This is a genomic window from Nocardioides terrae (assembly GCF_900112345.1).
GTDB classification, from domain to species: domain Bacteria; phylum Actinomycetota; class Actinomycetes; order Propionibacteriales; family Nocardioidaceae; genus Nocardioides; species Nocardioides terrae.
On sequence record NZ_FOLB01000004.1, the window covers coordinates 308,249 to 332,482 of the forward strand.

The following is a 24,234-nucleotide window of genomic DNA, read 5'->3' on the forward strand; positions in this document are numbered from 1 at the left end:
GCTCCGCTTCGAACGGGGGCCCCGAATGAGTGCCGCGTTCTGGACCCTCGCGCCGGTGATGGTGCTCGCGGCGCTCGGGATCCTCTTCGTGCGCAAGGCCGTGCACGCGGCGCTGCTGCTGGCGGTCGTGATGATCGGGCTGTCGATCCAGTACCTCTCGCTGGACGCCACGTTCCTCTTCGCCGTGCAGATCATCGTCTACACCGGCGCGATCCTGATGCTGTTCCTCTTCGTCGTCATGCTCGTCGGCGTGGACGCCTCGGACTCCGCCGTCGAGACCATCCGGGGGCAGCGGCTGCTGGCCATCGTCGGTGGCCTCATCCTCGGGCTCACGCTCGTCCTCGGCCTGGCCCAGCTCGGTCTCGGCACGATGACCGGGCTCGACGCCGCCAACGAGGACGGCAACATCCAGGCCCTCGCCAACCTGATCTTCTCCCGCTACGTCCTCGGCTTCGAGGTCACCAGCGCGTTGCTGATCACCGCCGCGATCGGCGCGATGGTGCTCGCCCACCGTGAGCGGGTCGAGCCGAAGGCCACCCAGGCCGACCTGGCCGCGCGGCGGGTGCGGGACTTCACCGAGAACGGCCTCCACCTCGGCCAGCTCCCCCCGCCGGGGACCTACGCCCGCAACAACTCGGTGGACACCCCGGCCCTGCTGCCCGACGGGACGACGTCCGAGGCCTCGGTCAACCGGGTGTTCACCGCCCGGGGCGCGGTCCGGTCCGTGCCGCACGAGCCGGGTCTCGAGACACCCTCGCCGGTCGGTGAGTGGGTCGAGCCGGAGATCCGGGCCGAGAACGACCTCACCGGCCGCGGGACGAGCTCCACCGGTCCGTCCGAGACCCAGGAGGGCCAGGAATGACCGACGTGACGCCCTACATCGTGCTCAGCGCGATCCTGTTCACCATCGGTTCGGTCGGCGTCCTCACCCGGCGCAACGCGATCGTGGTGTTCATGTGCGTCGAGCTGATGCTCAACGCCGCCAACCTCGCGCTGGTCGCCTTCTCGCGCCAGCACGGCAACCTCGACGGCCAGATCGCGGCGTTCTTCGTCATGGTCGTCGCCGCTGCCGAGGTCGTGGTCGGGCTCGCCATCATCATGACCATCTTCCGGACCCGTCGCTCGGCCTCGGTCGACGACGCCAGCCTGCTGAAGTTCTGAGGGGCCCATGGAACACACGATCCCGATCGTCGACCCGGGCTCCGCGGACGGCGTCTTCTCCCTGCTCTGGCTGGTCATCGCGCTGCCGGCGCTGGGCGCAGCGGTCCTGCTGATCGGCGGGCGCTACACCGACAAGTGGGGACCGCTGGTCGCCACGGTCCTGCCGAGCCTCAGCTTCGTGCTGAGCCTGGTCATGTTCCTCACCGCGCTGGGCCGCGACGAGGGCGACCGGCAGGTCAAGCAGCATCTCTACACGTGGATCCACAGCGGCCACCTGAACGTCGGGATGGACCTGCTCTACGACCCGCTGAGCAGCCTCTTCCTGCTGCTCATCACCGGCGTCGGCAGCCTGATCCACGTCTACTCGCTGGGCTACATGGCCCACGACGTGCGCCGGCGACGGTTCTTCGCCTACCTCAACCTCTTCGTCGCGGCGATGCTCACGCTGGTGCTCGCCGAGAACTACATCGGGCTCTTCCTCGGTTGGGAGGGCGTCGGCCTGGCGTCGTACCTGCTGATCGGCTTCTGGCAGCACAAGCCCTCTGCGGCCGCCGCCGCGAAGAAGGCCTTCGTGATGAACCGCGTCGGTGACATGGGCATGAGCGCCGCGATCATGCTCGCCTTCGTGACGTGGGGCTCGACCAGCTTCTCGGTCATCAGCGAGGGCGCGGCCGGCGGGAGCGAGACCCGCATGAACATCCTCGGCCTGCTGCTCCTGCTCGGCGCCTGCGGCAAGTCGGCCCAGGTGCCGCTGCAGGCCTGGCTGCTCGACGCGATGGAGGGCCCGACGCCGGTCTCCGCGCTCATCCACGCGGCCACCATGGTCACCGCGGGCGTCTACCTCGTCGTGCGCTCCAACTTCGTCTTCGAGCACGCGCCCGCCGCGCAGACCGTCGTGGTCATCGTCGCGGTCGTGACGCTGCTGTGGGGAGCGATCATCGGAACGGCCAAGGACGACATCAAGAAGGTGCTGGCCGGCTCCACGATGAGCCAGATCGGCTACATGATGCTCGGCGCCGGCCTCGGCGTCGCCGGCTACGCCTTCGCGATCTTCCACCTGCTCACGCACGGCTTCTTCAAGGCCAACATGTTCCTCGGCGCCGGCTCGGTCATGCACGGCATGGACGACGACGTCGACATGCGCCACTACGGCGCGCTGTCCCGCGCGATGCCGGTGACCTTCCTGACCTTCGCCATGGGCTACCTCGCGATCATCGGGTTCCCCGGGTTCTCCGGCTTCTGGAGCAAGGACAAGATCATCGAGTCCGCGCTCCACGAGAACTGGGTGGTCGGCGCCTGCGCGCTGCTCGGCGCCGGCATCACCGGCTTCTACATGACCCGGCTGATGCTGATGACCTACTTCACCGACAAGCGCTGGGTGCCCGGCGTCCACCCGCACGAGTCGCCCCGGGTGATGACGTTCCCGCTCATCGCGCTCGCGGCGCTGTCCGTCCTCGGTGGCGTGCTGCTGATCGGCGGCTGGATCACCGACTACCTCGACCCGGTCGTCGGCCAGTCCGAGGAGGAGTCCGGCGGGATCCCCGGCTGGCTGGTCTCGGTCATCACCGTCGCGGTGGTCGCCATCGGCGTCGGGATCGCGTGGCTCACCGTCGGCCGGAAGCCGGTGCCGGCCACGGCGCCGGAGAAGGTCGCCTGGCCGGTCACGGTCGCGCGCAACGACCTCTACGGCGACGCCATCAACGACGGTCTCGTCGTCCAGCCCTCCGGCCACCTCACGCGTGGCCTGGTGGCCGCCGACACGTACGTCGTCGACGGGCTGCTCACCGGCGGGCCGGTCGCGGTCGGCGCGGTCGCGGGCCTGCTCCGGCGGGTCCAGAACGGCTACGTCCGGTCCTACGCACTCTCCGTCCTCGGCGGCGCCCTCGTCGTCGTCCTGGCCCTGCTGGCGGTGAACCTCACATGAGCACCCCACCAAGTTCTGCGCTCCGCTCGCTGCGCTCACTGCGCACACACCTTTGCGAGGACCCCGCATGACCTTGACCATCCTCTGCGCCCTGCCGCTCGTCGGCGCGCTCGTCACGGCGCTGACACCGGCGGGCGGTGGCCGGCCCAAGCAGATCGCGCTGGCGTTCTCGCTGCTCGCGCTGGTCCAGGGCATCATCGTGGCGGCCCGCTTCGACAAGGACGGCGGCTCCCAGTCCACCGAGAAGGTGACCTGGATCAAGGCGTTCGGCGCCCACTACGCGCTCGGCGTCGACGGCCTCGGCCTGCTCATGGTGCTGCTCACCGTGGTGCTGGTGCCGATCGTCCTGGTGGCGGCCTGGCGGGACACCGCGCGGCCGTCGTTCTTCGCCTGGGCGCTCGCGCTCGAGGGGTTCTCGCTGGTCGTGTTCACGTCCACCGACGTGCTGCTGTTCTACGTCGTCTTCGAGGCCACGCTGATCCCGGCCTACTTCCTCATCGGCGGCTTCGGCCGCGAGGGCCGCTCCTGGGCGGCGCTGAAGTTCCTGATGTACCAGCTCGGCGGCGGCCTGGTGCTGCTCGCCGGCGTCATCGGGCTCTACGTCGAGTCGGCGGGCAGCGCCAACGGGCCGTCGTACCTCATCTCGGACCTGGCCCAGCTGGACCTGTCCACGAACGCCGAGCGCTGGATCTTCGTGGCGTTCTTCATCGCGTTCGCGGTGAAGGCGCCGCTCTTCCCGCTGCACACCTGGCTGGCCGACACCACCGAGAAGGCGACGCCCGCGACCAGCGTGCTGCTCGTCTGCATCCTCGACAAGATCGGCACCTTCGGGATGCTGCGCTTCTGCCTGGGCCTCTTCCCCGACGCCTCGCAGTGGGCCACTCCGGTCGTGGTGACGCTCGCGCTGATCTCGATCGTGTACGGCGCCTTCCTGGCCATCGGCCAGGACGACCTGCTCCGCCTGGTCGGCCTGACGTCGCTGTCCCACTTCGGGTTCATCACCCTCGGGATCTTCGCCTTCACCTCGCAGGGCGGCTCCGGCGCGATCCTCTACATGGTCAACCACGGCGTCGCGACCGCCGGCTTGTTCCTGACCGTCGGCTTCCTGCTCCGCCGGCACGGGACGGTCCGGATCAGCGAGCTGCGCGGCCTGGAGAGCGTGACGCCGGTCCTGGCCGGCCTCTTCCTCGTCGCCGGCCTCGCAACGCTCGGCCTGCCGGGCCTGTCGCAGTTCGTCTCCGAGATCCTCGTGCTGATCAGCGCGTTCGACTACCACTGGTGGGTCGGCGCCATCGCGGTCACCGGCATCGTGCTCGCCGCGGTCTACGTCCTCTGGGCCTACCAGCGCGTCTTCACCGGTGCGGGCGTGCTGGCCACGGGTGCCGAGCACGCGCCCGTCGAGGAGCGGACCGTGCCGCGGCCCGGCCGGGTGCGCCGCGACGTGGCCGAGGACGGCACCACGTCGCCGGACCCGGAGCGCCGCCTGACCCGTCGCGACGGCCCGACCACCGACCTCGACCGACGTGAGGTCGGCGTGCTCGCGCCGCTCGTGCTCGCCCTGGTCTTCTTCGGGTTCGTGCCCGGGCCGCTGCTCGACCTCGCCAATCCGACCGTGTCCGCGCTGATGGAGCATGCCGGCGTCACCGACGACGCACCCGTCGTCGCCGAAGGGAGTGCGCACTGATGGAGTTCACCAGCCCGCACATCGAGTACGCCCAGCTCTGGCCGCTCTTCGTCGTCTTCGGCGTCGGGTGCGTCGGCGTGCTCGTCGAGGCGTTCGTCCCGCGTCGTCTCCGCTACCTCACCCAGGTCGGGCTCACCGTCGTCGGCCTCCTCGTCGCGCTCGGCGGCACGATCGGGGTCGGGGTCGGCCTGAAGGACCTCAAGGGTGCCCGCGGTCTGGTCGCGGGCGAGGGCGCGCTGGCCATCGACGGCCCCGCGGTGTACCTGTGGGGCCTGGTCCTGGTCTGCGCGATCGCCGGTGTCCTGCTCTTCGCCGAGCGCCGGCTCGAGAGCGGCGTCACCGTGTTCGCCGGTCAGGCCGCCGCGCTCCCGGGCACCACGGCCGAGCGCGAGGCGTCCTCGCGCGGCCTGGAGCACACCGAGGTCTACCCGCTGCTGCTCTTCGCGGTGTTCGGGATGATGCTCTTCCCGGCCGCGAACGACCTGATCATGCTCTTCGTCGCCCTCGAGGTCCTCTCGCTGCCGCTCTACCTGCTCTCCGGGCTCGCGCGCCGCCGCCGGCTGCTCTCCCAGGAGGCGGCGATGAAGTACTTCCTGCTGGGCGCGTTCTCCTCCGGCTTCTTCCTCTACGGGCTCGCGCTCGTCTACGGCTACGCCGGCTCCATGCAGTTCGCCGGCATCGCCGCCGCCGTCCAGGGCGGGACGGCGAACCACTCGCTGCTCCTCATCGGCGTCGGCATGATGAGCGTCGGCCTGCTGTTCAAGGTCGGCGCGGTGCCGTTCCACGCCTGGACGCCCGACGTCTACCAGGGCGCACCCACGGCCGTCACGGCGTTCATGTCGGCCGCCACCAAGATCGCCGCCTTCGGCGCCTTCCTGCGGCTCTTCTACGTCGCGTTCGGCGCCGACCGGTGGAGCTGGCAGCCGATGATGTGGATCGTCGCGATCCTCACCATGGTCGTCGGCGCGGTGCTGGCGGTCGTGCAGACCGACGTCAAGCGGATGCTCGCCTACTCGTCGGTGTCGCACTCCGGCTTCATCCTCACCGGCCTGCTCGGCGTACAGGCGGCCGGGGACCTGGGCAAGGGCGAGATCACCAGCCTGACCGCCGTGCTCTTCTACCTCACCTCCTACGGGCTCGCCATCGTCGGCTCCTTCGCTGTCGTCAGCGTGGTGCGCGACGCCGGTGGCGAGACCGCGCGGTTCGACGCGTGGACCGGCCTGGGCCGGCGGGCGCCGCTGACCGCCGGCGTGTTCGCCTTCTTCCTGCTGTCGATGGCCGGCATCCCGCTGACGTCGGGCTTCATCGGCAAGTGGGCGGTCTTCTCGGTGGCCCTCTCGGCCGGCGCCTGGCCGGTCGTCATCGTGGCGGTCGCGGCGAGCATCGTGGCGGTGTTCTTCTACGTCAGGTTCATCCTGCTGATGTTCTTCACCGACCGCGCGAGCGAGGGTGCGGCCGCCGTGACCGTCCCGTCGCCGCTCACGTCGTCGGTCATCGCGGTGACCGCTCTCGCGACGCTCGTGCTGGGCGTCGTACCAGGCCCCGTTCTCGATCTCGTGCAGGATGCGGGATCATTCATCAGGTGAGCACCCCAGAACCGGCTGTCGGCCTCGCCCTCCCGGTCTCCGACCCCGAGCTCGAGCAGCGGCTGAAGAGCCGTCTCGCGCTGGTCGAGAAGGCGCTGGCCGGCCACGTGCGCTCGCGCGCGCCCTTCGTCACGGCTGCGGCGGCGCACCTGCTCGAGGCGGGCGGCAAGCGGTTCCGGCCACTGCTCGTGCTACTCGCCGCGGAGTGCGGTGACCGGGCCGACTCCGACGACGTACTGACGGCCGCCTGCGTCGTCGAGCTGACCCACCTGGCGTCGCTCTACCACGACGACGTGATGGACGAGGCGGTCGTACGCCGAGGTGCCGACTCGGCCAACGCCCGCTGGGACAACCACATCGCGATCCTGACCGGCGACTTCCTCTTCGCCCGCTCCTCGGAGCTGACCGCCGAGCTCGGCCCCGACGCCGTCCACATCCAGGCCAAGGCGTTCGCGCGGCTCGTCGAGGGCCAGATCATGGAGACCCAGGCGCCGCTCGCCGGCGACGACCCGGTCGCGCACCACCTCGACGTCATCGCCGGCAAGACCGGCATCCTGATCGCCACCTCGGCGCGCTACGGCGCCATGTTCGGCGGTGCGTCCAAGGAGGTCGAGGAGGCGCTGACGGCGTACGGCGACATCGTCGGTGCGGCCTTCCAGATCTCCGACGACATCCTCGACATCGCCTCCGACGCCGACGTGTCCGGCAAGACGCCCGGCACCGACCTGCGCGAGGGCGTCCCGACGCTGCCCGTCCTCATGGCCCGTCGCTCGGCCACGGACGCTGACGCCCGGCTGCTCGAGCTGCTCGACTCGGACCTGAGCGCGTCCGACGACGACCTCGCCGAGGCGCTCACCCTGCTTCGCGCCCATCCGGCGATGGAGGAGGCCCGCGCCTACGTCCGTGGCGAGGCCCGCCGCGCCAAGGAGTGTCTCGCGCCTCTCCCCGCCGGCCCGGTCCGTGACGCCTTCGAGGCCTTCGCCGACATCATGGCCTCCCGCACCGCCTGACCCCCCACCACCGCCGAGGGGTCACTCCCTCAGGTCCGAGGGGTCATTCCTTCACGCCCGAGGGGTCGATCCTGACAGCGCGAGGAGTCAATCCCTCACTATCGAGAGGTCGATTCCGGCGGATTGCTTGCGAGCGATTGGCCCTGGCACCTAAGGGATTGACCCCTCGCGCCTGGGGGAGTGACTCCTCGGTGCTGAGGGATTGACCCCTCGGCGGGTGGGGAGGGTCAGCGGCCGCGGAGGCGGTTCGAGACCAGGGTGGCGGTGCGGCGTACCTCGGTGACGAGGTGGGGGAGGTCGACCGGGCCGGTGTAGGTGACGGCGAGGCCGGCGGCGGGGAGGCCGGTGTGGTCGAGGACCGCGGCGGCGACGGAGGCGAAGCCCGGCGTGACCTCGCCGTCCTCGACGGCGTGGCCGTGTCGGCGGGTCTCGGTCAGGACGGCGCGCAGGGCGCTGAGCGAGGTCGGTCCGACGCCGGTGCGATCGACGAAGGCCGACCGGTCAGGGTAGAGCGCGCGGACCTGGCTGGCAGGGAGCGCGGCGAGGATGGCCCGGCCGCTGGCGGTCAGGTGCGCGGGCAGGCGTACGCCGACGTCGGTGACGAGCGGCGGCCGGCCGGGGGCGCGCTCCTCGACGACGTAGAGCACGTCCCGCCCGTGGATCACGGCGAGGTGGGCGGTCTGCCCGGTCCGGTCCACGAGCTCGGCGAGCGGACGCCGCGCGATGCGCTGGAGCGGCTCCTGGCGGGCGTAGCCGCTGCCGATCTCGTGGGCCGCGACGCCGAGGCCGTAGGTGCGCTCGTCGGCGACGTGGACGACGAAGCCCTCCTCGACCATCGCCGTGATCAGGTGGTAGGCCGAGCTGCGGGGCAGGTCGAGCGCCCGCGCGATCCGGTCGAGCGGCACCGGCGCCGGCTGGGCCGCGAGGAACCGCAGCACCCGGAGGGCTCGGGTGGCGGCAGGGACCTGGGGCATGCGCCCAGGATAAGTCTCAGATCCGAGACAGGAGACTCCGGAAGCCTCTGTCGGAGGAGCGATGGCGCGGAGTCGAATAGGACCATGCAGGTGATCACCGTCGGGGTCGGCCCCGTCACGCCCGAGGACGTCCTGGCCGTTGCGCGGGACGGCGCCGCCGTCGTGCTCTCGCCGGAGTCCGAAGCGGCCATCGAGGAGAGCCGCAAGCTGGTCGAGGCGCTGGCCGACGACGTCGAGCCGCACTACGGCGTCTCCACCGGCTTCGGCGCCCTGGCGACCCGCCACATCGCGCCGGAGCTGCGCGCGCAGCTGCAGAGCAGCCTCGTCCGCTCCCACGCCGCCGGCAGCGGCGCCGAGGTCGAGCGCGAGGTCGTCCGCGCGCTCATGCTGCTGCGGCTCTCCACGCTGGCCACCGGCCGCACCGGGGTCCGCCTCGACACCGCGCGCGCCTACGCCGCGCTGATCTCCGCCGGCATCACACCGGTGGTCCGCGAGTACGGCTCGCTGGGCTGCTCCGGCGACCTCGCCCCGCTCGCCCACTGCGCCCTGGCGCTGATGGGGGAGGGCGAGGTTCGCGACGCAGCAGGCACGCCGATGCCCGCCGCGGACGCGCTCGATGCCGCGGGACTGCAGAAGGTCGCGCTCGCCGAGAAGGAGGGCCTGGCCCTCATCAACGGCACCGACGGGATGCTCGGCATGCTCGTCATCGCCGCGGCCGACCTGCATCGGCTGCTCACCACCGCCGACGTCGCCGCCGCGATGAGCGTCGAGGCGCTGCTCGGCACCGACGCGGTCTTCGCCGCCGACCTCCAGGCCTTGCGGCCCCACCCCGGCCAGGCGGCCAGCGCCGCCAACCTCAAGGCCGTTCTCGACGGCTCCGGCATCATGGCCAGCCATCGCGACGGCTCCTGCACCCGCGTCCAGGACGCCTACTCCCTGCGCTGCGCGCCGCAGGTCCACGGCGCCGTCCGCGACACCCTCGCCCATGCCGAGTCGGTCGCCGGGCGCGAGCTCGCGGCGGCGGTCGACAACCCCGTCATCACCCTCGACGGACGGGTCGAGTCCAACGGCAACTTCCACGGCGCCCCGGTCGGCTACGTGCTCGACTTCCTCGCCATCGCCGTCGCCGACCTGGCCAGCATCAGCGAGCGGCGCACCGACCGCTTCCTCGACGTCTCGCGCAGCAACGGCCTGCCGCCGTTCCTGGCCGACGACCCGGGCGTGGACAGCGGCCACATGATCGCGCAGTACACCCAGGCCGCCATCGTCTCCGAGCTCAAGCGGCTCGCCGCGCCCGCCAGCGTCGACTCGATCCCGAGCAGCGCGATGCAGGAGGACCACGTCTCGATGGGCTGGTCGGCCGCTCGCAAGCTCCGCCGCGCGATCGACGGGCTGACCCGGGTGGTCGCCGTCGAGATCCTGACCGCCGCCCGCGCGATCGACCTCCGAGGTCCACTCCAGCCGGCCGCGGCCACCGGAGCCGTCGTACACGCGCTCCGGGACGCGGGCGTCGCCGGCCCCGGCACCGACCGCTACCTGGCCCCCGAGATCGAGACGGCGGTCCGGCTCGTCGCCGACGGCACCGTCGTCCGGGCCGCCGAGTCCGTCACCGGCCCGCTCAGCTGAGCAACCAGCTGAGCAACCAGCTGAGCACCCAGCTGAGCACCCGAGAGTCGAGGAGAGAAGACATGGAAGGCGCCCGCCCCGTCCGCGCCCCGCGCGGCACCACCCTGACCGCCCGCTCGTGGCAGACCGAAGCCCCGATGCGGATGCTGATGAACAACCTCGACCCCGAGGTCGCCGAGCGGCCGGACGACCTGGTCGTGTACGGCGGCACCGGCCGTGCCGCCCGCAGCTGGCCGGCCTTCGACGCGATGGTGAGGACCCTCACCGACCTGCGCGAGGACGAGACCATGCTGGTCCAGTCCGGCAAGCCCGTCGGCGTGATGCGCACCCACGAGTGGGCGCCTCGGGTGCTGATCGCCAACTCCAACCTGGTCGGCGACTGGGCCAACTGGCCGGAGTTCCGGCGGCTCGAGCAGGCCGGCCTGACGATGTACGGCCAGATGACCGCCGGCTCCTGGATCTACATCGGGACGCAGGGGATCCTGCAGGGCACCTACGAGACGTTCGCCGCCGTGGCGGCCAAGCGCTTCGGCGGCACACTGGCCGGCACCCTCACCGTCACCGGCGGCTGCGGCGGGATGGGTGGCGCCCAGCCCCTCGCGGTGACCCTCAACGGCGGCGTCTGCCTGGTCGTCGACGTGGACGGCGCCCGCCTCCAGCGACGGGTCGAGACCCGCTACCTCGACGAGGTCGCCGACGACCTCGACGACGCGATCGCCCGGGTGACTGCGGCGAAGCAGCAGCGGCGCGCGCTCTCGGTCGGCCTGGTCGGCAACTGCGCCACCGTCTTGCCCGAGCTGCTGCGCCGGTCCGTCGACGTCGACGTCGTCACCGACCAGACCTCCGCCCACGACCCGCTCTCCTACCTCCCCGAGGACGTCGCGCTCGAGGACTGGGCCGAGCTCGCCCGGACCAAGCCCGAGGAGTTCACCGACCGTGCCCGCACGTCGATGGCCAAGCACGTCGAGGCGATGGTCGGCTTCCTCGACGCCGGCGCCGAGGTCTTCGACTACGGCAACTCCATCCGGGACGAGGCCCGGCAGGGCGGCTTCACCCGCGCCTTCGACTTCCCCGGCTTCGTGCCGGCGTACATCCGGCCGCTGTTCACCGAAGGCAAGGGCCCGTTCCGCTGGGCCGCCCTGTCCGGCGACCCGGCCGACATCCGCCGCACCGACGAGGCCGTGCTCGACCTCTTCCCCGACAACGACCACCTGCACCGCTGGATCCGCGCCGCCCAGGACCGCGTCGCGTTCCAGGGCCTGCCCGCCCGGATCTGCTGGCTGGGGTACGGCGAGCGCGACAAGGCCGGTGCCGCCTTCAACGACCTCGTGGCCTCCGGCGAGGTCAGTGCGCCGATCGTGATCGGCCGCGACCACCTCGACTGCGGTTCTGTGGCCTCGCCCTACCGCGAGACCGAGGCGATGGCCGACGGCTCCGACGCGATCGCCGACTGGCCGCTGCTCAACGCGATGGTCAACACCGCCTCCGGCGCGAGCTGGGTGTCGATCCACCACGGCGGCGGCGTCGGCATCGGCCGGTCGATCCACGCCGGCCAGGTCACCGTCGCCGACGGCACCGAGCTCGCCGCGCAGAAGCTCGAGCGGGTGCTGACCAACGACCCCGGTATGGGCGTGATCCGGCACATCGACTCCGGCGACGCGACGGGCTTCTCCAACGAGGCCGGGCCGCTGACCCGGCGCGACGGGGTCCGCGTCCCGTGAGCACCCGGGTCGAGCGGGGGCCGCGATGACCTTCGAGCGGATGTGGGCCGACCTGGCACCGGTCGGTCGGGCTGCCTCGGGCGGCTACCTCCGGCACCCGTGGACCTCGCCGACGGCCGAGCTCGAGGCGTGGTTCGAGGAGGCGGCGACGGCCCGCGGGCTGGCGGTCGAGCGCGACGCCTTCGGCAACCTGCTCGCCACGACCGCGCCAGGCCCGGATCGGGTGCTGGTCGGGTCGCACTTCGACTCCGTGCCCGACGGTGGGGCGTACGACGGCCCGCTCGGCGTCGTCAGCGCCTTCGCCGCCCTCGACGTCCTCGAGGATCGCGGCTTCGAGCCGACGCGGCCGATCGGCATCGCGGCGTTCCAGGCCGAGGAGGGGTCCCGCTTCGGCGTCGCCTGCCTCGGCTCGCGGCTCGCCACCGGGTCGATGCCCTGGGAGTCGGCCCGGGAGCTGACCGGCCGGGACGGCGTACGGCTCGGCGACGTGGTGGAGGGCGGCGACTCCGACCTGCTGCACGGCGTCTCCTGCTTCGTCGAGCTCCATGTCGAGCAGGGCCGCGGTCTCGTCGACCTCGACGCGCCGGTCGGGGTGGCGAGCGGGATCTGGCCGCACGGACGCTGGCGGTTCGACTTCGCCGGCGTCGCCGACCACGCGGGCGCGACCCGCATGGAGGATCGGCACGACCCGATGCTCACCTACGCCGTCACCGCGCTCGCCGCCAACAAGCAGGCGCGGCTGGCCGGCCAGCGGGCGACCTTCGGCCGGGTCGAGGCGGTGCCCAACGGCACCAACGCGATCCCGTCGCACGTCACCGGCTGGCTCGACGCCCGGGCCGAGACGGAGCCGGCGTTGGAGCACCTCGTCGGCCTGGTCTCGGCGCAGGCGCGCGAGCGGGCTCGGCTCGACGGCACGTCCCTCACGGTCACCGCCGAGTCGGTCAGCGGCTCGGTGTCCTTCGACGCGCCGCTCGCCGCCCGGATCGGTCGCGGACGGCCCGTCCTGCCGACGCAGGCCGGCCACGATGCCGGCGTCCTCCAGGCGGCCGGCATCCCGACCGCGATGCTCTTCGTCCGCAACCCGACCGGGGTCTCCCACTCGCCCGCCGAGCACGCCGAGACCGCCGACTGCCTGGCCGGCGTCGAGGCTCTCGCCGACGCGCTCCAGGAGCTCGCGTGAGGCTCCGGCTCGAGCGCGCGCTGCTGCCGACCGGCGTCGCCGACGACGTGGTCGTCGAGATCGAGGACGGTCGGTTCACCGCGGTCACCCCGCTCGGCCCGCTGGTCGAGGAGGGCCGCCAGGCCCGTCTCGAGACCACCGCGGCGGAGGTCCGCGTCCCCGGGCTCACCCTCCCCGGGCTGGCCAACACCCACAGCCACGCCTTCCACCGCGCCCTGCGCGGGCGGACCCAGGTCGGGGGCGGGAGCTTCTGGACGTGGCGCGAGCAGATGTACGACCTCGCCGCCCGGCTCGATCCCGACACCCTCTTCACGCTGGCCCGCGCCACCTACCGGGAGATGCTCGCGGCGGGCTACACCGGCGTCGCCGAGTTCCACTACCTGCACCACCAGCCCGACGGACGGCCGTACGCCGACCCGGCGGCCATGTCGCGCGCGCTGATCGCGGCGGCCGCCGATGCCGGGATCCGGCTGACGCTGCTGCCGACGCTCTACTCCTCCAGCGGCTTCGGCGCCCCGCTCGAGCCCGGGCAGCGCCGCTTCGGACATGCGACCGCCGCGGCCCTGCTGGAACTCGTCGAGCAGCTGAAGGACGACGACACCACCCGCATCGGCGTCGCGGCCCACTCCGTCCGCGCCGTCGCCCCCGACCAGCTCGCCGTCCTCGCCGAGGCCGGCCGGCTCCTGCACGTCCACCTCTCCGAGCAGCGCGCGGAGAACGACGGCTGCCTCGCGGCGTACGGCGTCACTCCGACCCGCCTGCTCGCCGACGCCGGCGCGCTCGGCCCGAGGACGACCGTCGTGCATGCGACCCACCTGACCGACGAGGACGTCGCGCTGCTGGGCGCGAGCGGCACCAACGTCAGCATCTGCGCGACCACCGAGCGCGACCTCGGCGACGGGATCGGGCCCGCCCGACGCCTGCACGCGGCGGGCTGCCCGGTGACGGTCGGCAGCGACAGCCAGGCGGTGGTCGACCCGTTCGAGGAGCTCCGGGCGGTCGAGATGGACGAGCGGCTCGCCGCCGAGACCCGCGGCCACTGGACGGCGGCCGAGTTGCTCGCCGCGGGCACCGACCACCGCGCGCTGGGCTTCGGCGACGCCGGCGCCATCGAGGTCGGCCGCCGTGCCGACCTCGTCACCCTCGACACCGCCTCGACCCGGACCGCGGGCACCGGCGCCGGCGCCGAGACGGCGGTCTTCGCGGCCGGCGCCGCCGACGTGACCCAGGTCCTCGTCGACGGCCGGGTCACCTTCCGCCGCGGCGACGAGGAGCAGGGCGAGGAGCAGGTCGGGCGCGAGCTCGCCGACGCGGTCGGGAGATTGTGGCCATGAGCGGGGCCATGAGCGGCGCTGTGAGCGTGGTCGTGCACGACATCGGCGAGCTGCTGACCAACGACCCGGACGTCGGGATCCTCCGCGACGCGGCGGTCGTCGCCGACGCCGGCCGGATCGTCTGGGTCGGCCCGTCGGCGAGCGCGCCGGCCGCCGACCGCCGCATCGACGCCGCCGGCCGCGCGGTGATCCCCGGCTTCGTCGACTCGCATGCGCACCTCGTCTTCGCCGGCGACCGGGCGGCGGAGTTCTCCGCCCGCATGGCCGGACAGCCGTACGACGGCGGCGGGATCGCCTCGACGGTGACCGCGACCCGGGCCGCCTCCGACGACGAGCTCCGCGGCCTGCTCGCGGGCCGGATCGCCGAGCTCCGCAGCCAGGGGACGACCACCGTCGAGATCAAGTCCGGCTACGGGCTGACCGTGGCCGACGAGGCGCGGGCGCTCCGGCTGGCCGGTGAGGTGACCGAGGAGACCACGTTCCTCGGGGCGCACGTCGTGCCGCCGGGCGTCGACCGCCGCGCCTACGTCGACCTCGTCACCGGGCCGATGCTCGACGCCTGTGCCCCGCTGGCGCGGTGGGTGGACGTCTTCTGCGAGCCGGGTAGCGCACACGCGTTCGACGGCGAGGAGTCCCGCGAGGTGCTCACCGCCGGGATCGGGAAAGGTCTGATGGCGCGGGTGCACGGCAACCAGCTCGGCCAGGGCCCCGGGGTCCGGCTCGCGGTCGAGCTCGGCGCGGCCAGCGTCGACCACTGCACCCACCTGGCCGACGCCGACGTCACCGCCCTCGCCGACGGTGAGACCATCGCGACGCTCCTTCCGGCCGTCGAGTTCTCGACCCGCTCGCCCTACCCGGACGCCCGCCGCCTCCTCGACGCCGGCGTCGACATCGCACTCGCGACGGACTGCAACCCCGGGTCGTCGTACTCCTCCTCGATGCCGTTCGTCATCGCCCTCGCCGTGCGCGAGATGGGCCTCACCCCCACCGAGGCGGTCCGCGCGGCGACCGCCGGAGGCGCCCGGGCGCTGCGCCGCGACGACGTCGGCGTCGTCCGCGTCGGCGCCCGCGCGGACCTGGCGGTCCTGGACGCCCCCAGCCACGTGCACCTGGCCTACCGGCCCGGCGTGCCGATCGCCCGGGCACTCGACGTCTCGTGAGCAAAGGCCGACCCGAGTCGGAAGCGAGCGAGCCGATAGCCTCGGCCGGTGATCAGCAGTGATTGACCGGGCCGAGCATCGCAAGGGCGTCGGGCTGGGCGTGGCGGCGTACGTCATGTGGGGTGCGTTCCCGCTCTACTGGCCGCTGCTCGAGCCGGCCGGCGCCTTCGAGATCCTGGCCCACCGGCTCGTCTGGTCGCTGGTCGTGATGACCGTCCTGGTGGTCGTCCTGCGGCGCACCCGCCAGTTCCACCGGCTCGTGACGACCCCCCGGTCGCTCGCGCTCCTGGCCGCGGCCGGCGTGACCGTGAGCATCAACTGGGCCGGCTACATCTGGGGCGTCAACCACGGGTACGTCGTCGAGACGAGCCTCGGCTACTTCATCAACCCGCTCGTCACCGTGCTCATGGGCGTGCTCGTCCTGCGCGAGCGGATGCGACCGCTGCAGTGGGTGGCGATGGGCGTGGGCCTGCTGGCCGTGCTGGTGCTCGCCGTCGACTACGGCCGGCCGCCGTGGATCGCGCTCCTGCTCGCCTTCTCGTTCGGCAGCTACGGCCTGCTGAAGAAGCAGGCCAACGCCGGGGCTTTCGAGAGCCTCGCCGTCGAGACCGCCGTCGTCGCGCCGTTCGCGCTCGTCTACCTGCTCGTGCTCGGCGCGACCGGGGAGGGTCACTTCACGTCCGAGGGGGCCGGCCACACGCTGCTCTTCCTGTCGGCCGGCGTAGTCACGGCCGTCCCGCTGATCTGCTTCGGCGCCGCGGCAGTCCGGGTGCCGCTCGTGGTGCTGGGGCTGCTGCAGTACCTCGCCCCGGTCCTGCAGTTCGCGCTGGGCGTCCTGCACTTCCACGAGGACATGCCGGTCGGCCGGTGGGTCGGCTTCGGGCTGGTCTGGGTGGCGCTCGTCGTCTTCACGTGGGAGGCGCTGCGGTTCCGGCGCAGTCAGCTGCGGGCCACGGTCCGGACCGCGGTCTGACCCGCAGGCGGACCCGTCAGCGGACGGTCGAGTCGATGAACGTCGGCCGGCCGTGCCCGAGGAAGAAGATGCCCGGGTAGTTCTCGAAGCCGCGGCTCGGGTTGGCGGTCAGCACCGAGGACCGGACGGTCATCGTCCCGGTGCGGTCGTTGCTGACGAAGAAGACCGCGCCACCGCCCTCGTTGGCGACGTTGTGGGAGATGGTCGTGCCGGTCAGGTCGAGGCTGAACCGGTTGCCGTCCAGGTAGATCGCCCCGCCGCTGCCGCCGCCGGCGGTGCCCGGACGGGTCGGGTTCGCGCCGTGCCCGATGGCGGCGTTGTTGCGGAAGACGCTGTCGCGCACCTGCCACGAGACGCCGATGCTGCTGATCCCCGCGCCGTTGCTGCACCGCCCGCCCCGGAAGACGCTGCCGGTGACGTGGACGGGCCGGTCGTGCCACTGCTCGAGCGCGCGCACCGCGGCCCCGCCGACGTCCGGGCCGCTCGCCCGGCATCGGTTGCGCACGAACCTGGTGTTCACGATGCGCAGCCGGCCGCCGCGGTCGAAGATCGCGCCGCCACCACCGCCGTCGTACCTGTCGCCGCCGTCGTACCCGCGCTTGAGCGTGATGTCGCGGACCACGAGCTGCGGGTACTGCTGGTCGTCGCAGTGCGTGGTCGTCCACCGCTGTCGGGGGTCGCAGGTGTTGAGGTAGAGGATCCGGTGCTTGCCGAGTCCGTCGAGGGTGACCTTGCCGCCGCCGTCGATGACCACGCGGCGGCTGGTGTTCACCACCTTCGCGGTCGCGCTCATCTCGATCGTGACCGGCCGGGGGCCGCACCGGAACCTGATCACGCCGCCCTTCGCCACCGCTCGCACGACCGCGCGGGAGGTGCAGCTGCGGGCGGTGCCGTGGCCGACGTAGCGCACGGTCCCGCGTGCCGCGGAGGCGGAGGCACCCGCCGGCGCCGCCGGGGCGAGCGCCAGGAGCGGGAGGGCGAGGAGGACCGCGACGAGGGCTGCGAGCCGAGGGGTACGCCGGGCGGTCACACGACCGTCCAGGTGTCACCGGCGTTGAGCAGACCGGCCAGCCGCTCCTCGCGTGTCGCGGTCGAGGCCGCCACGGCGCTGGCGACCTGCTCGCGCGCCTCGTCGTCGTACGTCGCCCGCTCGACCTGGCGGAAGATGCCGACCGGCACGGGGTCCTCCAGGCGCGACAGCGCGAACTGGTCGGACGGGTCGACCGCCGTCGGGTCGTGCCGCCAGGTCCGGTCGCCGACCGTAACGTCGAGCCCGGGCTCGAGCCGGAGGATGCGGTCGTCGGAGGCGGGGCCGCGCAGGTCGTCGAAGGCGCCGTCGTTGAAGATCGGGCAGTTCTGGTAGATCTCGACCAGCGCGGCGCCGCGGTGGGCGGCGGCCGCGGCCAGCACGCTGGTGAGGTGGCGCCGGTCGGAGTCGATCGTGCGCGCGACGAAGGTGGCCTCGGCGCCGAGCGCCAGCGAGACCGGGTTGAACGGGTGGTCGATGGAGCCGACCGGGGTCGACTTGGTGACCTTGCCGGCCTCGGAGGTGGGCGAGTACTGGCCCTTGGTGAGCCCGTAGATCCGGTTGTTGAAGAGCAGGATCGTGAGGTTCACGTTGCGGCGCAGCGCGTGGATCAGGTGGTTGCCGCCGATCGACAGCGCGTCGCCGTCGCCGGTCACCACCCAGACCGAAAGGTCCGGGCGGGAGACGGCGATCCCCGTCGCGATCGCCGGTGCGCGGCCGTGGATCGAGTGCATGCCGAAGGTGTCGAGATAGTAGGGGAACCGCGACGAGCAGCCGATGCCCGACACGAAGACGATGTTCTCCCGGCGCAGGCCGAGGTCGGGCAGGAAGGACTGGACCGCCTTGAGCACGGCGTAGTCGCCGCAGCCCGGGCACCAGCGCACCTCCTGGTCGCTGGTGTAGTCCTTCCCGCTCTGCGGCTCGTGCGAGGTCGGGACCAGCTCCAGGCCCGACCCGAGCGGGTGCAGCGACGGCTCAGCAGTCATAGCAGCTCCTCGATGGCGTCGGCGATCTCGCCGGATGTCAGCGGCAGGCCGCGGACGACGTTCAGCCCCACGGCGTCGACCAGGTAGCGCGCTCTCAGCAGCAGCGAGAGCTGGCCGAGGTTCATCTCCGGGACGAGCACCCGGTCGTAGCGCTTCAGGATCTCGCCCAGGTCGCGGGGGAGCGGGTTGAGGTGGCGCAGGTGGACCTGCGCGACGTCGTGGCCGGCGCCGCGGACCAGCCGCACGCCGGCGGCGATGGGGCCGTACGTCGACCCCCAGCCCACCACCAGGACCCGGGCTCCGCCATCTCCTCGGGCCGCGGACGGGTCGTCGACGGTCAGCGGCGGCAGCGTGTCCGCGATCCGGGCGACCTTCGCCGCGCGGGTGTGGACCATCAGGTCGTGGTTGGCCGGGTCGTAGGAGATGTTGCCGTGCCCGTCACCCTTCTCCAGCCCGCCGATGCGGTGCTCGAGGCCGGCCGTGCCGGGCACCGCCCACGGTCGGGCGAGCGTCTCCGGGTCGCGCTGGTAGGGCCAGAACTCGTCGGCTCCGTTGCTCGACGCCTTCGAGGTGTGGTTGGGGGTCGTCGCGAAGCCGGGGTCGATCGCCGGCAGGTCGTCGAGGTCGGGGATCCGCCACGGCTCGGACCCGTTGGCCAGGTAGCCGTCGGAGAGCAGCATGACCGGGGTGCGCCAGGTGATCGCGATCCGCGCCGCCTCGAGCGCCGCGGCGAAGCAGTCCGACGGCGTCGACGGAGCCACGATCGGGATCGGTGCCTCCCCGTTGCGGCCGTACATCGCCTGCAGCAGGTCGGCCTGCTCGGTCTTGGTCGGCAGGCCGGTGGACGGGCCGCCGCGCTGCACGTTGACCACGAGCAGCGGCAGCTCGAGCGCGACGGCGAGCCCGATCGCCTCCGACTTCAGCGAGACGCCCGGGCCCGAGGTCGTGGTCACGCCGAGCGAGCCGGCGTACGCGGCCCCGAGTGCTGCGCCGATGCCCGCGATCTCGTCCTCGGCCTGGAAGGTGGTGACGCCGAAGACCTTCTGCCGGGACAGCTCGTGGAGGATGTCGGAGGCCGGCGTGATCGGGTAGGAGCCGAGGAAGAGCGGCAGCCCTGAGCGCACCGCGGCGGCGACCAGGCCGTGCGCGAGGGCGAGGTTGCCGGTGATGTTGCGATAGGTGCCCGGCGCCTGCGCGGCGGGGGCGATCTCGTAGCGCACGGCGAACGTCTCGGTCGTCTCGCCGAAGTTCCAGCCGGTCGTGAACGCCAAGATATTGGCGTCGCGGATCTCCGGCGCGCGTGCGAACTGGCGCTCGAGGAAGCCGATCGTCGACTCCGTCGGCCGGCCGTAGAGCCAGCAGAGCAGGCCGAGGGCGAACATGTTCTTGGCGCGGGCGGCGTCCTTGCGCGAGAGCCCGAACTCCTTGACCGCCTCGACCGTCATGCCGGTCAGGTCCACCCGGTGCAGCTGGTAGGCGTCGAGCTCGCCCGACTCGAGCGGGTCGGCGTCATAGCCGGCCTTCGCGAGGTTGCGCCCGGTGAAGTCGTGGGTGTCGACGATGATCGTCGCGCCCTTCGGCAGGTCGGCCAGGTTGGCCCGCAGCGCGGCCGGGTTCATCGCGACCAGGACGTCGGGCGCATCGCCCGCGGTGAGGATGTCGTGGTCGGCGAAGTGGATCTGGAACGACGACACCCCCGGGATGGTGCCCTGCGGGGCGCGGATCTCGGCGGGGAAGTTGGGCAGCGTCATCAGGTCGTTGCCGAAGATCGCCGACTCCTGGGTGAAGCGGGTTCCGGTGAGCTGCATGCCGTCGCCGGAGTCACCGGCGAATCGGATGACGACGCGATCGAGCCGCGTGACCTGTCGGGGCACCCTCACACTCCTCGGGGACGTGTGGTCCTGGTCTCGCCAGCCTAGACCCGCCCCATGGCTGCACGCCCGGACGACACCACATGGCGGGATCGCCGACTCGCCCACCATGTGGACCATTTCGACCCAGTTGCGTAATTGCAGTAATCTGCTCGACATATTGGCTCCGAACGGTGGCGCCGAGGCAACGCAAAGGGTGCACAACATGAAGATCATCAAGCTCGGCTCGGTCGTCGCCGCGGGACTCCTCGCGCTGACGGCCTGCGGCTCCAGCGACGGCGACTCCGCCGCAGCCGCCGGTTCCACGGTCCGCGTCAACGGCTTCTCGATCCTCGAGCAGGCCAACAAGGCGGTCTTCGACGACTTCGGGAAGACCGACGCCGGCAAGGGGGTGGAGTTCCAGACGTCGTACGGCGCCTCCGGTGACCAGTCCCGCGGCGTCGAGTCCGGCAATCAGGCCGACGTGGTCCACTACTCGCTCGAGACCGACGTGACCCGCCTGGTCAAGGCCGGCCTCGTCGACGAGGGCTGGAAGTCCGCGACACCGACCAACGGCGTGCTCACCTCGAGCGTCGTCGTCTTCGTCGTCCGCAAGGGCAACCCCCAGGGCATCAAGACCTGGGACGACCTCGTCAAGCCGGGCGTCCAGATCATCACCCCGAACCCGGGCTCCTCCGGCTCCGCGCGCTGGAACATCCTTGCCGCGTGGGCCCACATCACCGGCAACGGCGGCTCCGAGGAGCAGGCCAAGGCGTTCCTGACCAAGCTCCTCGGCAACACCATCGCGCTGCCCGGCTCCGGCCGTGAGGCGACCACCGCGTTCACCGACGGCTCGGGCGACGTGCTGCTCTCCTACGAGAACGAGGCGATCCTCGCCAAGCAGAGCGGCGCCGACGTCGACTACGTCGTCCCCGACGACACGCTGAAGATCGAGAACCCGGGCGCCGTCACCACGTCCGCTTCGAAGGCGGCCAAGGACTTCCTCGCGTTCCAGACCAGCAAGGAGGGCCAGGCGGCCTACGCCAAGGCCGGCTTCCGCCCGGTCGTCGACGGTGTCGACGTCGGCGAGGTCGAGGGCGCCAACGACCCGTCCGACCCGTTCCCGACCCCGAGCAAGCTCTTCACCATCGACCAGGACTTCGGTGGCTGGGGCGTCGCGGTCGACAAGTACTTCGGCGACGGCACCGAGGGCAAGCCGCTCGGCCTGATCACCGCCATCCAGCAGGCCACGGGCAAGGGCGTCGACCAGTAATGCCCGCGTCCGCTCTCGCAGCGGCCGATGACCTGACGACCGAGCCGGTGCCCCCTGCGGGGCACCGGCCTCGACGCGTCCGGCAGCCGCTCGTGACCCTGACCCGCGGGGCCGGTCTCAGCCTCGGGGTCGCCGTGCTCTGGTTCAGCCTGCTCGTCCTGCTCCCGCTTGCTGCGATCGTGGCCCGCGCGGCCGAGGGCGGCTGGTCGAACTACTGGTCCGTCGTCCGCGACGGGCAGACCTGGGCGGCCGTCTCGCTCACCGTGACGCAGGCGGCGATCGTCACCGCGCTCAACATCGTGGTCGGCACGATCATCGCGTGGGTGCTCGTCCGCGACCGGTTCTGGGGCAGGTCGCTGCTCGACCTCGTCATCGACGTGCCGTTCGCGCTGCCGACGATCGTTGCCGGCCTGGTGCTGCTCTCCCTCTACGGGCCGAAGAGCCCGCTCGGGGTGCACTGGGCGTTCACGGAGAAGGCGGTCTTCCTCGCCTTCGCTTTCGTGACGCTGCCCTTCATCGTGCGGACCGTGCAGCCCGTGCTCGAGGAGCTCGACGTCGACGCCGAGGAGGCCGCCGCGTCACTCGGCGCGTCGCGGACCACCATCCTGCGTCGCATCGTGCTGCCGTCACTCGTGCCCGCCATCGCGGCCGGCGCGGCGCTCTCCTTCGCCCGGGCGATCTCGGAGTACGGCTCGCTGGTGCTGCTCTCGGGCAACAAGCCCTACCAGACCGAGGTCGCCTCGGTGCGCATGCTGACCTTCATCGAGAACGGCTCCACGGCCTCGGCCGCGACGGTCGCCTCGCTGATGCTGCTGGTCGCCCTGGTCGTGATCGTGCTGCTCGACGTGTTCGCCGGCCGAGGGCAGAGGCGGGTGGCGCGTCGTGGTTAGGACCTCCACCCCCGTCAAGTGGCTGCTGCGGGTCATCGCCGTCGGCTACGTCTTCTTCCTCATCGCCTGGCCGGTCGCGATGCTCGCCCGGCGTACCTTCGAGGACGGCTTCACCACCCTCCGCGACGCCCTCTCCGACGACCAGGTCGTCGGCGCGCTGGAGCTGACCGGCAGGGTCGCGCTGGTGGCGGTCGTCATCAACCTCGTCTTCGGGGTGACGATCTCGCTGCTGCTGGTGCGCTACGAATTCCCCGGCAAACGGGTGCTCTCGGCGCTGATCGACCTGCCGCTGTCTGTCTCACCGGTCGTCGTGGGTCTGGCCCTGCTGCTGGTCTACAACGGCCGCGACGGCTGGTTCGGGCCCTCGCTGGAGTCCTCCGGCTTCACGGTGATGTTCGCGACGCCGGCGCTGGTCATGGCGACCTGCTTCGTGGCGCTGCCGCTGGTCATCCGCGAGGTCGTGCCCGTGCTCCACGAGGTCGGCGACGACCAGGAGCAGGCCGCCCGGTCGCTGGGCGCCTCCGGGCCGCAGACCTTCTGGCGGATCACCCTGCCGAGCATCAAGTGGGCCGTCGTCTACGGCGTCGTCCTCTCCCTGGCCCGCTCGGTCGGCGAGTTCGGCGCCGTCAAGGTCGTCTCCGGCAACCTGACCGGCAAGACCCAGACCGCCACCCTCGCCGTCGAGGCGAAGTACCAGGGCTTCGACCAGCCGTCGGCCTACGCCATCTCGTTCCTGCTGGTGCTGGTGTCCATCGCCTGCCTGATCGTCGTGGCCTTCCTCCGACCCTCCACCCGGAAGTGATCCCATGAGCATCACCGTCTCCAACCTCACCAAGTCGTACGGCGACTTCGTCGCCCTCGACGACGTCTCCGTCACCATCCCGACCGGTCAGCTGACCGCCCTCCTCGGACCGTCCGGCGGGGGCAAGTCGACCCTGCTGCGGGTGATCGCCGGCCTCGACTCGGCCGACACCGGCTCGGTGTCGATCGAGGGCGTCGACGCGACCAAGCTCCCTCCGCAGAAGCGCAACGTCGGCTTCGTCTTCCAGCACTACGCCGTCTTCAAGCACATGACGGTCGCCCGCAACGTCGCCTTCGGTCTCGAGATCCGGCACCGGCCCCGCGCCGAGGTGAAGCAGCGGGTGGGCGAGCTGCTCGAGCTGGTGCACCTCTCCCAGTTCGCCGACCGGCTGCCGTCGCAGCTCTCGGGCGGTCAGCGGCAGCGGATGGCGCTGGCGCGTGCGCTGGCGGTCGAGCCGACCGTGCTGCTGCTCGACGAGCCGTTCGGCGCGCTGGACGCGAAGGTCCGCAAGGAGCTGCGCGACTGGCTACGCCGGCTGCACGACGAGGTGCACGTGACGACGGTGTTCGTGACTCACGACCAGGAGGAGGCCCTCGAGGTCGCCGACGAGATCGTCGTCATCAACTCCGGGCGGGTCGAGCAGATCGGCTCCCCTGACGCGCTCTACGACGCTCCCGCCAATGACTTCGTCATGTCGTTCCTCGGCGCGGTGACTCGGCTCGGCGGCGTCCTGGTGCGGCCGCACGACGTCGCGGTCAGCCTGTCACCGGTGTCGGCGACCGATGTCGAGGGGACGATCTCGCGGACGCTGCGGGTCGGCTTCGAGGTGCGGCTCACGGTGCTCACCGACGCCGGCGAGGAGGTGTCGGTCGAGATGACCCGGACGTCTGCGCGCTCGCTCGGTCTCGAGGTCGGTCAGACGGTCTGGCTCTCGATCGCTCCCGGTGCGACCACCGTCTGAGGCGGCCGGGTTCGCTGGTCTCCGCTGCTCTCGCCGAATTCGCTGGTCGAGTAGCGAGCGCCAGCCGGTCTCGCTGGTCGAGTAGCGAGCGCCAGCGAGCGTATCGAGACCA

At 71.9% G+C, this 24,234-nt stretch carries 20 protein-coding genes; 16 read left to right on the forward strand and 4 right to left on the reverse strand.

What is annotated here, in order from left to right; translation table 11 throughout:
* Nucleotides 1–25 precede the first annotated feature (25 nt).
* The 6 genes from BM236_RS07885 (at nucleotide 26) to BM236_RS07910 (ending at nucleotide 7,365) form a co-directional block, all read left to right on the forward strand.
* The gene (locus tag BM236_RS07885) at nucleotides 26–862 is read left to right on the forward strand and encodes an NADH-quinone oxidoreductase subunit J (RefSeq protein WP_091122190.1); all 837 of its coding nucleotides are present in this window, start codon (nucleotides 26–28) and stop codon (nucleotides 860–862) included.
* On the forward strand, nucleotides 859–1,161 hold the full coding sequence (nuoK, locus tag BM236_RS07890; protein ID WP_091122193.1) for an NADH-quinone oxidoreductase subunit NuoK: 303 nt from the start codon (nucleotides 859–861) through the stop codon (nucleotides 1,159–1,161). Before BM236_RS07885 ends, nuoK begins: the two co-directional genes overlap by 4 nt.
* Nucleotides 1,162–1,168: 7 nt before the next feature.
* The gene (gene nuoL, locus BM236_RS07895) at nucleotides 1,169–3,085 is read left to right on the forward strand and encodes an NADH-quinone oxidoreductase subunit L (RefSeq protein WP_091122194.1); all 1,917 of its coding nucleotides are present in this window, start codon (nucleotides 1,169–1,171) and stop codon (nucleotides 3,083–3,085) included.
* Nucleotides 3,086–3,152: 67 nt separating this feature from the next.
* Entirely contained in the window at nucleotides 3,153–4,769 is a 1,617-nt protein-coding gene (locus BM236_RS07900) for an NADH-quinone oxidoreductase subunit M (protein ID WP_091122197.1), read from the forward strand.
* Nucleotides 4,769–6,355, forward strand: coding sequence for an NADH-quinone oxidoreductase subunit NuoN (gene nuoN / locus BM236_RS07905; protein ID WP_091122199.1), 1,587 nt, complete (start codon nucleotides 4,769–4,771; stop codon nucleotides 6,353–6,355). Before BM236_RS07900 ends, nuoN begins: the two co-directional genes overlap by 1 nt.
* Complete coding sequence (locus tag BM236_RS07910) at nucleotides 6,352–7,365, forward strand: polyprenyl synthetase family protein (RefSeq protein ID WP_217645254.1); 1,014 nt, start codon at nucleotides 6,352–6,354, stop codon at nucleotides 7,363–7,365. The genes nuoN and BM236_RS07910 overlap by 4 nt, the downstream gene beginning before the upstream one ends.
* A gap of 227 nt (nucleotides 7,366–7,592) precedes the next feature.
* Here BM236_RS07910 and BM236_RS07915 read toward each other — a convergent pair whose 3' ends face one another.
* Entirely contained in the window at nucleotides 7,593–8,339 is a 747-nt protein-coding gene (locus tag BM236_RS07915; protein WP_091122201.1) for an IclR family transcriptional regulator, read from the reverse strand.
* A gap of 84 nt (nucleotides 8,340–8,423) precedes the next feature.
* Between BM236_RS07915 and hutH the strand changes: the two genes are divergently transcribed.
* The 6 genes from hutH to rarD all read left to right on the forward strand — a co-directional run bounded on the left by hutH (nucleotide 8,424) and on the right by rarD (nucleotide 16,333).
* Nucleotides 8,424–9,965: a histidine ammonia-lyase gene (hutH, locus tag BM236_RS07920; RefSeq protein WP_091122204.1), complete on the forward strand. Its 1,542-nt coding sequence runs from the start codon at nucleotides 8,424–8,426 to the stop codon at nucleotides 9,963–9,965.
* 62 nt (nucleotides 9,966–10,027) lie between these two features.
* Complete coding sequence (hutU, locus tag BM236_RS07925) at nucleotides 10,028–11,686, forward strand: urocanate hydratase (protein WP_091122206.1); 1,659 nt, start codon at nucleotides 10,028–10,030, stop codon at nucleotides 11,684–11,686.
* Between the two features lie 25 nt (nucleotides 11,687–11,711).
* Entirely contained in the window at nucleotides 11,712–12,866 is a 1,155-nt protein-coding gene (locus BM236_RS07930) for an allantoate amidohydrolase (protein ID WP_091122207.1), read from the forward strand.
* On the forward strand, nucleotides 12,863–14,200 hold the full coding sequence (locus BM236_RS07935; RefSeq protein ID WP_217645255.1) for a formimidoylglutamate deiminase: 1,338 nt from the start codon (nucleotides 12,863–12,865) through the stop codon (nucleotides 14,198–14,200). Before BM236_RS07930 ends, BM236_RS07935 begins: the two co-directional genes overlap by 4 nt.
* Before the next feature lie 8 nt (nucleotides 14,201–14,208).
* On the forward strand, nucleotides 14,209–15,360 hold the full coding sequence (gene hutI, locus BM236_RS07940; RefSeq protein WP_091122210.1) for an imidazolonepropionase: 1,152 nt from the start codon (nucleotides 14,209–14,211) through the stop codon (nucleotides 15,358–15,360).
* Between the two features lie 58 nt (nucleotides 15,361–15,418).
* The gene (gene rarD / locus BM236_RS07945) at nucleotides 15,419–16,333 is read left to right on the forward strand and encodes an EamA family transporter RarD (RefSeq protein ID WP_091122212.1); all 915 of its coding nucleotides are present in this window, start codon (nucleotides 15,419–15,421) and stop codon (nucleotides 16,331–16,333) included.
* 16 nt (nucleotides 16,334–16,349) lie between these two features.
* On the opposite strand, the gene BM236_RS07950 is transcribed toward rarD, so the two are convergent.
* The 3 genes from BM236_RS07950 to BM236_RS07960 are packed head-to-tail and all read right to left on the reverse strand — an operon-like array spanning nucleotide 16,350 to nucleotide 20,220.
* Nucleotides 16,350–17,363 (reverse strand): hypothetical protein, encoded by a 1,014-nt coding sequence (locus BM236_RS07950; RefSeq protein WP_091122215.1) that lies wholly within the window; start codon nucleotides 17,361–17,363, stop codon nucleotides 16,350–16,352.
* Nucleotides 17,360–18,346: a 2-oxoacid:ferredoxin oxidoreductase subunit beta gene (locus tag BM236_RS07955; protein WP_091122218.1), complete on the reverse strand. Its 987-nt coding sequence runs from the start codon at nucleotides 18,344–18,346 to the stop codon at nucleotides 17,360–17,362. Before BM236_RS07955 ends, BM236_RS07950 begins: the two co-directional genes overlap by 4 nt.
* The gene (locus BM236_RS07960) at nucleotides 18,343–20,220 is read right to left on the reverse strand and encodes a 2-oxoacid:acceptor oxidoreductase subunit alpha (protein ID WP_245750200.1); all 1,878 of its coding nucleotides are present in this window, start codon (nucleotides 20,218–20,220) and stop codon (nucleotides 18,343–18,345) included. The genes BM236_RS07955 and BM236_RS07960 overlap by 4 nt, the downstream gene beginning before the upstream one ends.
* 202 nt (nucleotides 20,221–20,422) lie before the next feature.
* On the opposite strand from BM236_RS07960, the gene BM236_RS07965 reads away from it, so the two are divergent.
* From BM236_RS07965 to BM236_RS07980, 4 genes are all read left to right on the forward strand, one after another.
* Complete coding sequence (locus BM236_RS07965) at nucleotides 20,423–21,469, forward strand: sulfate ABC transporter substrate-binding protein (RefSeq protein WP_091122280.1); 1,047 nt, start codon at nucleotides 20,423–20,425, stop codon at nucleotides 21,467–21,469.
* Nucleotides 21,470–21,561: 92 nt separating this feature from the next.
* A complete protein-coding gene (cysT, locus tag BM236_RS07970) occupies nucleotides 21,562–22,359 on the forward strand; it encodes a sulfate ABC transporter permease subunit CysT (RefSeq protein ID WP_245750201.1) in 798 nt (265 codons plus the stop codon).
* Entirely contained in the window at nucleotides 22,352–23,161 is an 810-nt protein-coding gene (locus BM236_RS07975) for a sulfate ABC transporter permease (protein WP_091122223.1), read from the forward strand. Before cysT ends, BM236_RS07975 begins: the two co-directional genes overlap by 8 nt.
* Before the next feature lie 4 nt (nucleotides 23,162–23,165).
* Nucleotides 23,166–24,122 carry a sulfate/molybdate ABC transporter ATP-binding protein gene (locus BM236_RS07980; protein WP_091122225.1) on the forward strand — a complete coding sequence of 319 codons (957 nt, stop codon included), beginning with the start codon at nucleotides 23,166–23,168 and terminating at the stop codon, nucleotides 24,120–24,122.
* Nucleotides 24,123–24,234 lie beyond the last annotated feature (112 nt).